Annotated in this window: 13 protein-coding genes; 12 read left to right on the forward strand and 1 reads right to left on the reverse strand. The window is 38.0% G+C overall.

What is annotated here, in order from left to right:
* Nucleotides 1-31: 31 nt before the first annotated feature.
* From FJN11_RS03800 to ciaH, 12 genes are all read left to right on the forward strand, one after another.
* Entirely contained in the window at nucleotides 32-1933 is a 1902-nt protein-coding gene (locus FJN11_RS03800) for a glucosaminidase domain-containing protein (protein ID WP_140224100.1), read from the forward strand.
* A gap of 206 nt (nucleotides 1934-2139) precedes the next feature.
* Nucleotides 2140-3180, forward strand: coding sequence for a DNA/RNA non-specific endonuclease (locus FJN11_RS03805; RefSeq protein ID WP_140224101.1), 1041 nt, complete (start codon nucleotides 2140-2142; stop codon nucleotides 3178-3180).
* A 113-nt stretch (nucleotides 3181-3293) separates the two neighbouring features.
* Entirely contained in the window at nucleotides 3294-4109 is an 816-nt protein-coding gene (locus tag FJN11_RS03810) for an EbhA (RefSeq protein ID WP_140224102.1), read from the forward strand.
* Nucleotides 4110-4227: 118 nt separating this feature from the next.
* Nucleotides 4228-5154, forward strand: a complete 927-nt coding sequence (locus tag FJN11_RS03815; RefSeq protein ID WP_140224103.1) for an aldo/keto reductase — start codon at nucleotides 4228-4230, stop codon at nucleotides 5152-5154.
* A 99-nt stretch (nucleotides 5155-5253) separates the two neighbouring features.
* Nucleotides 5254-5490, forward strand: a complete 237-nt coding sequence (locus FJN11_RS03820; protein ID WP_000141913.1) for a DUF2829 domain-containing protein — start codon at nucleotides 5254-5256, stop codon at nucleotides 5488-5490.
* Nucleotides 5483-6181, forward strand: a complete 699-nt coding sequence (locus tag FJN11_RS03825) for a 3-oxoacyl-ACP reductase (protein ID WP_140224104.1) — start codon at nucleotides 5483-5485, stop codon at nucleotides 6179-6181. The genes FJN11_RS03820 and FJN11_RS03825 overlap by 8 nt, the downstream gene beginning before the upstream one ends.
* 10 nt (nucleotides 6182-6191) lie before the next feature.
* A complete protein-coding gene (locus tag FJN11_RS10715) occupies nucleotides 6192-6332 on the forward strand; it encodes a hypothetical protein (RefSeq protein WP_181146384.1) in 141 nt (46 codons plus the stop codon).
* On the forward strand, nucleotides 6310-7158 hold the full coding sequence (locus FJN11_RS03830) for a putative PEP-binding protein (RefSeq protein ID WP_140224105.1): 849 nt from the start codon (nucleotides 6310-6312) through the stop codon (nucleotides 7156-7158). The genes FJN11_RS10715 and FJN11_RS03830 overlap by 23 nt, the downstream gene beginning before the upstream one ends.
* A complete protein-coding gene (locus FJN11_RS03835; protein WP_140224106.1) occupies nucleotides 7155-7595 on the forward strand; it encodes an ASCH domain-containing protein in 441 nt (146 codons plus the stop codon). The genes FJN11_RS03830 and FJN11_RS03835 overlap by 4 nt, the downstream gene beginning before the upstream one ends.
* 122 nt (nucleotides 7596-7717) lie before the next feature.
* Nucleotides 7718-10264 (forward strand): M1 family metallopeptidase, encoded by a 2547-nt coding sequence (locus FJN11_RS03840; RefSeq protein WP_140224107.1) that lies wholly within the window; start codon nucleotides 7718-7720, stop codon nucleotides 10262-10264.
* 108 nt (nucleotides 10265-10372) lie between these two features.
* Nucleotides 10373-11047, forward strand: coding sequence for a two-component system response regulator CiaR (ciaR, locus tag FJN11_RS03845; RefSeq protein ID WP_000590639.1), 675 nt, complete (start codon nucleotides 10373-10375; stop codon nucleotides 11045-11047).
* Nucleotides 11037-12371 carry a two-component system sensor histidine kinase CiaH gene (gene ciaH / locus FJN11_RS03850; RefSeq protein WP_140224108.1) on the forward strand — a complete coding sequence of 445 codons (1335 nt, stop codon included), beginning with the start codon at nucleotides 11037-11039 and terminating at the stop codon, nucleotides 12369-12371. The genes ciaR and ciaH overlap by 11 nt, the downstream gene beginning before the upstream one ends.
* Before the next feature lie 33 nt (nucleotides 12372-12404).
* Here ciaH and FJN11_RS03855 read toward each other — a convergent pair whose 3' ends face one another.
* On the reverse strand, nucleotides 12405-12692 hold the full coding sequence (locus FJN11_RS03855; protein ID WP_042751319.1) for a DUF3270 domain-containing protein: 288 nt from the start codon (nucleotides 12690-12692) through the stop codon (nucleotides 12405-12407).
* Nucleotides 12693-12893 lie beyond the last annotated feature (201 nt).

Raw genomic sequence — 12893 nt, forward strand, 5'->3', positions numbered from 1 at the left:
ATGTAGATGAATTTCTACTTAGGGGAGTAAAATGAAGAGAACACTACTTGTAAGCACGGCAGTGCTTGCATTGGCAATTGTGCCAACAACATCAGTCTTTGCTGAAGATAGTAAAACAACAGACCAAAGTCAAACGACGAATAAGAGTCAGTCTGTGGACAAAAATCAGTCTAAAGATAAAAATCAGACTCTAGCATCAGAAGAGAAAAAAGTTGTTGAACATACAAAGAATGAAGCTGAAAAGACGGAAAAAAAGAAAGAACCAGTTGTTGTAAAAGAAAATAATTCTAAAAAAGAGGCTATTTCAAATAAAGAAAAAGTTGAAGAAGCTCATAAGAATGGTTGGCAGAAAGAGCATGGGAAATGGCTTTTTTATGAGAATAATCAACCAATCAAAAACTGGAAAAAGATTGCGAGTGTCTGGTATTTCTTTGATCAACATGGAATCATGGCCAGCAATAGAATTGTTAATGACTATGCTTTTCATACTAGTGGAGCAATGGTAGAAAATTCCTGGGTGAAAATTGCTGATAAATGGTATTATGCTACAGATTCAGGAAAGATTGTTCGTAATAGATGGGAAAAAATTAGCAATGTTTGGTATTACTTCAAGCAAGATGGAGTTATGGCTAGCAATGTTCTAGTGAACGATTATCTTCTTAATAGTAGTGGAGCAATGGCTCAAAATGCTTGGGTGAAGATTACTGATAAATGGTATTATGCTACAGATTCAGGAAAGATCCTTCGTAATAAATGGGAAAAGATTAAGGGCACATGGTACTATTTTAACAGTGATGGTGTGATGGCTATTAATCAGTGGAAAGATGCTTACTATCTAAAAAATAGTGGAGCAATGGCTGAAAAAGAATGGATTTTTGATAAATCTTATAATAGCTGGTTTTACTTAAAATCAGGTGGTGCTTATGCTTCACGTGAATGGATTGGTGCTTATTACCTCAAATCTGGTGGTTATATGGCCAAGAATGAATGGATTTTTGATCCTAACTACAATGCATGGTACTACCTGAAAGAAGATGGAAGCTATGTTACTGGTAGTTTTAACATCAAAAATAAAGAGTACTTCTTCCAAGATAACGGAAAGTGGATTCAAAGTCCAAAATATTTTAAGGTTAAACCAATCACAGCCTATATTTATAGCGAATCAGGAGATATTTTGAGCTATGTCAATCAGGGAAGTATTGTGACCTATGATGGCTCTAAAAGCAAGGGTAGTCGTCTAGCTGTTTCAATATCAGGCTTGTCCGGTTATATGAATCAAAGTGATTTGGTTTTAGTTGATGAAGGAAGTGAGTTTATTCCTTACTATACTACAGATGGAAGATTCCTATATCATGAACTTTCTCCATACACTAGTATTCGGGTAGCTCCACATACTTCAGCCATGAAAATTGGTAAGAAGTATTATTCAAAGGATGGAGAACATTTCGATGGGTTTACTATCAAAAATCGTTTCCTTTTCAAGAATTTAACTGAACCAACCAACTATAGTGCGGATGAATTAAATAGAGTTTATTCGATGATGAATATCCGAAACAGTCGTCTTGCCGGTAAAGGAGCAATTTTTAAGGAAGCTGAAAAACGTTACGGTGTCAATGCTCTCTATTTAATGGCTCACAGTGCGCTAGAAAGTGCTTGGGGACGTAGCCAAATTGCTAATGATAAAAATAACTTCTTCGGTATAGCTGCTTACGATACCAGTCCCTATGATTCCGCTAAGAAATTTGATGATGTAGACAAAGGAATTCTTGGTGCGGCCAAGTGGATTCGTGAGAACTATATTGACCGTGGAAGAGATCACCTTGGAAATAAAGCGACAGGAATGAATGTACGCTATGCATCAGATCCGTACTGGGGTGAAAAAATAGCTAGTATCATGATGAATATCAATAGTCGACTTGGTGGAAAAGATTAAAAAGATAAGCAACGATAACCGCTGAAAAGTGGTTGTCGTTTTTTTATTTTTCCGTAGATTTAAGAAGATAAAATGGAGTGAAGTATAGTCAAAAAGCCGTTGCAAAGCGGTTTTTAACAATAATAATATATAATAAAATTGATTATTTTGATATATTATAATAAAATAAAATAAAAATGCTAAAGGTAATTAAAAAGATGTTAAAGATGAAGAAGTTTGTTTATGTTAGTCTATCCATTTTGTCAGCCTTTACCTTGGCGGCTTGTTCTGGTCATAAGGAAGAAGCAAAAGTTTCAGAAGCAAAAGTGGAACAAACACAAGCTAAGTTTGATGAGAAGTTGTTCAAAGAAGCTGGTCTCTTGCCCTTTAAAAATGAAAAACAGCTTGAGCTTGGGGAACTGGATTCTAAAAATCGTGCGACGGGTGCTCATATTCAGCTAAAGGATAGCGATGAGCCAACTGAAAAAAGAGCTTCAAAATTAACCTATGATCCAGTTGGGTGGCACAACTATAAATTTTTCTACGGAGATGGCCGGGAAGAAGCTTGGTTGATGAGTAGAGGTCATTTAATTAGTTACCAATTTAGTGGTTTGAATGATGAAAAGAGAAATTTAGTTCCTATGACTAACTGGCTTAATGCTGGAACATATTATGGTACAGATGATACTAATCAAGAAAGTATGCTTTACTATGAAAATAGATTGGATTCATGGCTTGCTAATCATCCTAACTACTATCTTGATTACAAGGTGACGCCGATTTATCAGAAAGATGAGCTGATTCCAAGACAAATTGAGTTGCAATATGTAGGTATTGATGAAAATGGTAAACTCTTGGAGATTAAATTAGGGAGTAGCAAGGAAAAGGTTGATAAGTACTTTGTGACTCATGTTATTTTGGACAATGCTTCGGCCAATGCAGAAATTAACTATTTGGACGGTACTGCCAAAAATACAGTTGAAAATGAAGAAGAAAAATCTAAGAAAGAAGCCGAAGAAAAAGCTAAGAAGGAAGCTGAGGAAAAGGCTAAGAAAGAGGCGGAGGAAAAAGCAGAAGCCGAGAAGAAAGCGAAAGAAGAGGAAGAGAAGGCTCGTCAAGCAGAACAAGAAAAGGAAGAAAGTCAGGAATCAAATACGCCAGCAGCAAATTCAGGAGGTTATTTTAGAGACTCAAGAGGCAGATGGCACAGACCAAATGGTAAATTTGCCTCTAAGAAAGAAATTATAGCAGCTGGATTGCAGTGGTAGGAAAAATTTAGTAGATATACAGTCAAAAAACCGTTGCAAAGCGGTTTTTTGTTGCGTGTTTTGGGGTAATATAGTAGAATTATGGAGATATTAAATATTTTTTGGAGATTAATATGAAGAAAAAAATAATTATATTGTCAATGTGTCTGATATTAGGAATTTCTGGTCTTGGATACTATTTCTTATCTTATGTCCCCTACAGATCTGCTGTAACTAAGTTTGAAGATATAGTCAAAGATTTACAAGAAAAAAATAAAGAGGTTGAAAACCAAATAGCTGAGGCTGAGAAGGTAATTGATAGTGGCGAAGAGCCATTAGATTCAAAAAAATTAGAAGAATTAAAAAAAGCGATTGAAGATAGTCAGAATTTACTTCGTAAAGTACCAGAAATGGAGAAATCAACTGCTAAGATTGAGGAGCAAATAGAAGAATTAAGCAAGCCAGTGGACTATAGTGAGACAATAAAGAATTTATCTGACAAACAGACTCTTTATCAAAATAGTATTCTTCAGCTAAAACAAATTACAAATCCATCTAATACTTTTGTTGAAGAAAGACTCAAAGAAATTTCTTCAATTACAGGAGTACAGTCTGTTACTGAAAATAACGATCCAAATAATAAATTGAATAAACAAGGTGGGTACACAGCGTCTGTATATTTTGTTGACAATCAAGTTACACATTCAGTAGAGGGATCTGATATTGTTCAGAAAGGAAATGATGCTGGTGGAAATGTAGAGGTGTATAGGACAAAAGACGAAGCTGAGAAACGCAACACATATATTAGCGCATTTGATGGTACTGCTTTAAATCCTGGTTCACACTATGTTTATGGAACAGTTTTAATTCGTACATCACACTATTTAACAGGAACACAGCAGAAAGAGCTAACTGAAAAAATTTATAATAAACTGATTGAACTTAAATAATTTAAAAATTGGATAGCTATTAGTTTATTTAACTAATATACAGTCAAAAAGCCGTTTTAAAGCGGTTTTTTTGTTATAATGAAGGGAAGAATGTTAGAAATTTAAGGAGAAAAATTTGATGAGATACATAACTCTTGGTCAAGATGACAAAGAATTATCAGAAATTGTTCTCGGAATGATGAGAATAGAAGATAAGTCTGTAAAAGAAGTTGAAGAGCTTGTAGAAACAGCACTTTCTGTTGGAATCAATGCTTTCGACTTGGCTGATATATATGGTCGTGGTCGTTGTGAAGAACTGTTAGGTCTTGTCCTAAAAAATCGTCCAGATTTAAGAGAAAAGATGTGGATACAGTCCAAATGTGGCATTCGCATTGAAGAATTTACCTATTTTGATTTTTCAAAAGAGTATATATTACAATCAGTTGATGGGATTTTAGAAAGACTGCAGGTTGATCATCTAGATAGTTTGCTTCTTCATCGACCAGATGCTTTGATGGAATCTGACCAAGTAGCAGAAGCCTTTGATCTCCTTTATAAACAAGGTAAGGTTCGAGATTTTGGAGTTTCTAATCAAAATCCTATGATGATGGAGTTGCTTAAAAAAGATGTCAAGCAGCTGTTAGCTGTTAATCAGCTACAATTGAGTGCGGCTTTTACTCCAGGATTCGAATCAGGTTTTCATGTTAATATGGAAGATAGTCAAGCAGCTATGCGAGATGGCAGTATTTTTGAATATTGCAAATTACACGATGTGGTCATTCAAGCATGGTCTGTCTTACAATTCGGGTATTTTAAAGGGAATTTTGTTGGAAATGAGAAATTTCAAGTTTTAAATCAAGTACTTGATCGTTTAGCTATTAAATATGGAGTAACCACTTCAACTATTGCCGTTTCTTGGATATTGCGTTATCCAGCAAAAATGCAGGCAGTTGTAGGTACCACAAATCCTAAGCACTTGAGAGAAGTTAGCCAAGCGGGAAACTTTAGCTTAACAAGAAAAGAATGGTATGAAATTTATCTTGCAGCAGGGAATAATTTGCCGTAAGTAGAAGCAGATGTAAATAAATCACAGTCAAAAAGCCGTTTTAAAGCGGTTTTTTTGTTATAATGAAGGGAAGAATTATTGATATTAAAGGAGAAAAACATGACATTTGAAGAAATTCTACCTGGGTTAAAGGCTAAGAAAAAATATGTACGAACTGGTTGGGGAGGTGCGGAAAACTATGTCCAGCTTTTTGATACTATTGAACAAAACGGGGTTGCACTGGAAGTGACACCTTATTTCCTAATCAACGTGTCTGGAGAAGGAGAAGGTTTTTCCATGTGGAGTCCGACACCTTGTGATGTTTTGGCGACAGATTGGGTAGAAGTGCATGACTAGACGTGTATTCATTACAGGAGTGAGTTCAGGGATTGGTCTGGCTCAAGCTCGACTCTTTTTAGAAAAGGGCTATCAAGTTTATGGAGTGGACCAAGGTGAAAATCCATTCCTACAAGGTGATTTCCATTTTTTACAGAGAGATTTGACCTTGGACTTGGAGCCTATTTTTGACTGGTGTCCTCAGGTTGATGTTTTGTGCAATACTGCTGGAGTTTTGGATGATTATAAACCCCTATTGGAACAATCAGTGCAGGAAATTCAAGAGATTTTTGAAATTAACTACGTTACTCCAGTAGAGTTGACTCGGCATTATTTGACACAAATGCTGGAGAATAAAAAAGGAATCATTATCAATATGTGCTCCATTGCTTCTAGCCTAGCAGGAGGTGGTGGTCACGCCTATACTTCATCTAAGCATGCTTTGGCAGGATTTACCAAGCAGTTGGCTCTAGACTATGCTGAAGCTGGGATTCAGGTCTTTGGTATCGCTCCAGGAGCAGTCAAGACAGCTATGACTGCTGCAGATTTTGAGCCAGGTGGATTGGCTGACTGGGTTGCTAGTGAAACCCCAATCAAACGCTGGATTGAACCAGAGGAAGTGGCAGAAGTCAGTCTCTTTTTGGCCAGTGGAAAGGCATCTGCCATGCAGGGTCAAATTCTGACAATAGATGGTGGCTGGTCTTTGAAGTAGGGGGAGTTGGATGGATATTCAAGAGATCACAGAAGAAAATGCATCGCCGTTAGTCTTGAAGGTTAAGTCTGAATTATTAGGATTTCCAGAATTGGACAAGAACTCTTACATGACTTGGAAGGTGAATGATGAGAAACCAACTAGCTCTTAGTGGCGAAAAAATTACTGAAAAAGTTTACCCCCAACTATTTCATCATGTTGGCATGATTCGTGGGGAATACTTGTTGAGAGAGCTTAATCAAAACATCATATTAGCAAGTTGTCAGCAATTTGTAAAAGATTATCTAGATATTATCTGTTCCTTGTACTCAGATGAGGAGATCTGGTATCGTTTTTCTGAATTAACGAATACAGAAGCCAATTGTTTAGAGGGAACTAAACAGCATTTTGACGAACGTCATCCTTTGTTTGGATATAGAGGAACTAGGCGTTTGCTGGCGTGTCCGGATGAATTTCAGGCTGAAGCATATGTCGTTACAGAAGTTTATCAAAACAATCCCAATCTATCTGTTATCTTTCCTTTTGTCAATGATGCCGACCAATTAAAACAAGCTATTACAGTATTGCGCCAGCATGGTTTCACTGGAAAAATTGGAACGATGATTGAATTACCGTCAGCGTATTTTGACTTATCTAGTATACTGGAAACGGGCATTTCAAAGATTGTAGTTGGAATGAATGATTTAACTTCTTTTATTTTTGCCACTGTGAGAAACAGTCAATGGCATGATATGGAAAGTCCAATAATGTTAGATATGCTAAGAGATATGCAGGATAAAGCAAGGACGAAAAAGATTGACTTTGCTGTAGCAGGATATCTGAATGCTTCTTTCATACAAAAAATGAATCAGATGGGTATCAAGTGCATTATTCACTACAGTTCTATTCCAGAGATTTTTAATTTAGAGATTGACCATCCAGACCATCTCAAACATATAAAAGAAGAAAGTAAAAAATTACAAAGGAGCAACCCATGACACCTCAAGAAATGTGGAATGCCTACAAGCAAATTAACCCCTCGATTGGAGATGAGATAGATGCCTGGGCTTTTGGAGTAGAACCAGACCTTTTAGCGGATTTGGTGTTTAAAGGCGAAAAGACAGCAACAGCGTCGGCTTATGACCTCTACGCACTAGAAGGAGAACTTCTTCCGCAAGAAGGCACCTTTGACATCATTTTAGATAGTCAAAATCAGGCTGTCTGTATTGTTGAAATTACAAAGGTTTCTGTCCAGCCCTTCAATCAAGTTTCTGCTCAACATGCCTTTAAGGAAGGGGAGGGTGATAAATCCCTAGCCTATTGGCGTCAGGTTCATGAGGATTGTTTCGCCGAGTGGCTGAAAGAAGCAGGACTGACTTTTACACCTGAAAGCAAGGTTGTTTTAGAAGAATTTCGCAAGGTCTACCCACTGTAGACTATTAGAAGGAAGAAAGTTTTGAAAATCACCGTCCAATCCTTTTTTCTCAAGTAAAACATGATATAATAAGTTTGTTTGAAGAAGAGTAGCAGCTCTTAAACTTAGAATAGGAGAAAACTATGCAAGCAGTTGAACATTTTATTAAGCAATTTGTTCCTGAACATTATGATTTATTTTTAGACTTGAGTCGTGAGACCAAGACTTTTTCTGGAAAGGTGACCATTACTGGTCAAGCACAGAGTGACCGCATTTCCCTCCACCAAAAAGACTTGGAAATAGCCACTGTCGAAGTTGCAGGGGGAGCTCGCCCATTCACAATTGATCATGACAATGAAGCCCTTCATATCGAACTTGCGGAAGCAGGTCAAGTTGAAGTGGTTATCGCTTTCTCAGGAAAAATTACAGACAACATGACAGGAATTTATCCTTCTTATTACACAGTTGATGGAGTCAAGAAGGAAGTCTTGTCAACTCAGTTCGAGAGCCATTTTGCGCGCGAAGCCTTCCCATGTGTGGATGAGCCAGAAGCCAAAGCAACTTTTGACCTCTCTCTACGTTTTGACCAAGCAGAAGGTGAATTGGCCTTGTCTAACATGCCAGAAATCGATGTTGAAAACCGTAAGGAAACAGGTATCTGGAAGTTTGAGACAACACCTCGCATGTCTTCTTACTTGTTAGCCTTTGTAGCAGGTGATTTGCAAGGGGTAACGGCTAAAACTAAAAACGGTACCCTCGTAGGTGTCTACTCAACCAAAGCCCACCCACTATCAAACCTTGATTTCTCACTGGATATCGCTGTTCGCTCTATCGAGTTTTACGAAGATTACTATGGAGTTAAATACCCAATCCCTCAATCTCTCCACATCGCCCTTCCTGACTTCTCAGCTGGTGCTATGGAAAACTGGGGTCTTGTGACCTACCGTGAAGTTTACTTGGTTGTGGATGAAAACTCAACATTTGCTAGCCGTCAACAAGTTGCTCTAGTTGTGGCCCATGAATTGGCTCACCAATGGTTTGGGAACCTCGTTACTATGAAATGGTGGGATGACCTTTGGCTCAATGAAAGCTTTGCTAACATGATGGAGTACGTCTGTGTGGATGCTATTGAACCAAGCTGGAATATCTTTGAAGATTTCCAAACAGGTGGTGTTCCGTCTGCCTTGAAACGTGATGCGACTGATGGTGTTCAATCTGTTCACGTCGAAGTGAAACATCCAGATGAAATCAATACGCTCTTTGACGGAGCTATCGTCTATGCCAAAGGAAGTCGCCTCATGCACATGCTTCGCCGTTGGCTAGGTGATGCCGATTTTGCCAAAGGTTTGCATGCCTACTTTGAAAAACATCAATACAGCAATACCATTGGTCGTGACCTTTGGGATGCTCTTGGTCAAGCGTCTGGACGTGATGTCGCAGCCTTCATGGATTCTTGGTTGGAACAACCTGGTTATCCAGTTCTCACTGTCAAAGTTGAAAATGATGTCTTGAAGATTTCACAAAAACAATTCTTCATCGGTGAGCACGAAGACAAGAACCGTCTCTGGGTTGTGCCACTAAACAGCAACTGGAAAGGCTTGCCTGATACACTTGAAACTGAAAGCATCGAAATTCCAGGCTACGTAGCCCTTCTTGCTGAAAATGAAGGAGCTCTTCGTTTCAATACTGAAAATACAGCCCACTACATTACAGACTATCAAGGAGACTTGTTGGATGCAGTTCTTGCTGACCTAGTTGAGCTTGATAACACAAGTAAACTGCAAATCGTCCAAGAACGTCGTTTGCTTGCTGAAGCAGGGCACATTTCTTATGCAGACTTGCTTCCAGTACTTGATAAACTTGCTAAAGAAGAATCTTACCTTGTTGTTTCAGCAGTTTCTCAAGTAATTTCTGCTCTTGAGCGCTTTATCGATGAAGGTACAGAAGCTGAAACAGCCTTCAAAGCCTTGGTTGCTAAATTGGCTCGTCATAATTATGACCGTCTTGGTTTTGAAGCTAAAGATGGCGAATCAGATGAGGATGAATTGGTTCGTCAGTTGGCTGTTTCTATGATGATTCGTTCAAATGATGCAGAAGCTAGTCAAGCCGCTAGTCAAATCTTCGCGACTCACAAGGAGAATCTTGCAGGACTTCCAGCAGCTATTCGCTCACAAGTTCTGATTAATGAGATGAAACATCATGAGACTAAAGACTTGTTAGCACTTTATCTTGATACTTATACTCACGCAACAGATGCTGTCTTTAAACGTCAGTTGGCAGCTGCTCTTGCTTACAGTACAGATGCGGACAATATCCAAACCTTGATTACTTCTTGGAAGGACAAATTTGTGGTCAAACCACAAGACTTGTCTGCTTGGTACTTCCAGTTCTTAAGCCATCAAGCAACTCAGGAAACAGCATGGTCTTGGGCTCGTGAAAATTGGGCTTGGATTAAGGCAGCTCTTGGTGGAGATATGAGCTTTGATAGCTTTGTTATCCTTCCTGCTCACGTATTTAAGACTCAGCAACGCTTGGCAGAGTACAAGGAATTCTTTGAACCGCAACTTTCTGACCTTGCTCTTAGCCGTAACATCGGTATGGGAATCAAGGAAATTGCAGCGCGTGTTGACTTGATTAACCGTGAAAAAACTGCAGTGGAATCAGTCGTTCTTCAATATGGTAAAGCGTAAACATTCGTAAAATCATAAAAAACTCAGCTATCTCATGTAAAATGCAGAGAGTTGAGTTTTTTTTTAAGGCAAATTTGGTATAATGGTTTTAATAAGGAGGAGTTTCTCATGATAAAAATCTTATTGGTTGAGGATGACCTAGGTCTGTCAAATTCAGTATTTGACTTTTTAGACGATTTTGCGGATGTCATGCAGGTATTTGATGGGGAAGAAGGACTCTACGAAGCTGAAAGTGGCGTCTATGATTTGATTTTGCTCGATTTGATGTTGCCTGAAAAAAATGGCTTCCAAGTCTTGAAAGAATTGCGTGAAAAAGGAATTACGACACCAGTTCTGATCATGACTGCCAAGGAAAGTTTGGATGACAAGGGACATGGATTTGAACTGGGAGCAGATGACTATCTGACCAAACCTTTCTACTTAGAAGAACTCAAAATGCGGATTCAAGCGCTTCTCAAACGTTCAGGCAAGTTTAATGAAAACACCTTGACTTATGGAAATATTGTGGTTAATTTGTCAACCAATACCGTTAAAGTCGAAGATACTCCTGTCGAATTGTTGGGGAAAGAGTTCGATTTACTAGTTTATTTTCTTCAAAATCAAAATGTTATTTTGCCCAAGACTCAGATTTTTGATCGTCTATGGGGATTTGATAGTGACACAACGATTTCGGTTGTCGAAGTCTATGTTTCAAAAGTCCGTAAGAAATTAAAAGGAACCACTTTTGCAGAGAATTTGCAAACCTTGCGCAGTGTTGGGTATATTTTAAAAGATGTTCAGTAAACTAAAAAAAACATGGTATGCGGATGACTTTAGTTATTTTATCCGCAACTTTGGTGTCTTCACTCTGATTTTCTCTGCCATGACCTTGATTATTTTACAGGTTATGCATTCGAGTCTTTATACTTCGGTGGATGATAAGCTTCATGGACTGAGTGAAAATCCTCAAGCAGTTATTCAGCTTGCTGTAAATAGGGCAACAGAAGAGATTAAAGATTTAGAGAATGCCGCTACAGATACCAGCAAGACTGAGATAAAACCCAATGTCAGTTCTAACACTGAAGTCATTCTTTTTGATAAAAATTTTACCCAACTCCTTTCTGGAAATCGATTTTTGGGATTGGATAAGATTAAGTTAGAGAAGAAAGAACTAGGCCATATCTACCAGATTCAGGTTTTTAATAGCTATGGACAAGAAGAAATCTATCGCATGATTTTGATGGAAACCAATATCAGTTCGGTTTCAACCAATATCAAGTATGCGGCTGTCTTGATTAATACCAGTCAGTTGGAGCAGGCCAGTCAAAAGCATGAGAAATTGATTGTGATTGTGATGGCAAGTTTCTGGATTTTGTCTTTACTTGCCAGTCTCTATCTAGCTAGGGTCAGTGTTAGGCCCCTGCTTGAGAGCATGCAGAAGCAACAGTCCTTTGTGGAAAATGCCAGTCATGAGTTGCGAACTCCACTTGCAGTTTTGCAAAATCGCTTAGAGACCCTTTTCCGTAAGCCAGAAGCAACCATTATGGATGTGAGCGAAAGCATTGCCTCTAGTTTAGAAGAAGTCCGAAACATGAGGTTTTTGACGACAAACTTGTTGAATTTAGCTCGTAGAGATGATGGGATTAAGCCAGAACTTGCAGAAGTTCCAACTAGCTTTTTTAATACGACTTTCACAAACTATGAGATGATTGCCTCGGAAAACGACCGTGTCTTCCGTTTTGAAAATCGCATCCATCGAACGATTGTCACAGATCAACTTTTACTAAAACAACTGATGACCATCCTATTTGATAATGCTATCAAATATACTGAGGAGGATGGTGAAATTGATTTTATGATTTCAGCGACTGATCGTAATCTTTATTTGTTAGTTTCTGACAATGGAGTCGGTATTTCAGCAGAAGATAAGAAGAAAATTTTTGATAGATTTTATCGAGTTGATAAGGCTAGAACCCGCCAAAAAGGTGGTTTTGGTTTAGGGTTATCCCTAGCCAAGCAAATTGTAGATGCCCTAAAAGGAACCATTACTGTTAAAGATAATAAACCGAAAGGAACAGTCTTTGAAGTGAAGATTGCCATCCACACACCATCTAAAAAGAAAAAATAAAAATATCGCTCCAGCTGGGGCGATATTTTGGATTTATCTTCTACGTTTTCGCTTGATAATAAATCGTTGAACTTTTAAGACAAGTAAGCTGGCTCCGATTGCTGCGGTAAAGGCAAGAGCAGTTGATAATTTTAATGCTAAGAAGATAAAACTAAAGATAGCAATACAGATACAAAAAACAGCGATATTAACAAAAAATAGGATTTCCTTGAGATTGGCATCAGATTGCGCTTCAGGTGTATAATCTTGATAGCGAGGAACCTGCTGGCTTAATTCTTCTTGATTGTCTACCTCATAGGATTGTAATTTTCTTACGGGCATTATTCTCTCCTTAACGGTACATACCTATTTTATCATTTTTTCAGCAGAGAATTATTACAGAAAGGTTACAATAAGAATAAAGTCCCTTTTCAAAATCACTTTTCTTGACACTATAATGTGAAAATGATAGGATGGATAGACACTCAATACTTATTAATATTCATAATTGATTATATTACTAAGAAAATAGAGCTACCAATT

It is taken from the genome of Streptococcus symci (genome assembly GCF_006385165.1).
Taxonomy (GTDB): Bacteria; Bacillota; Bacilli; order Lactobacillales; family Streptococcaceae; genus Streptococcus; species Streptococcus symci.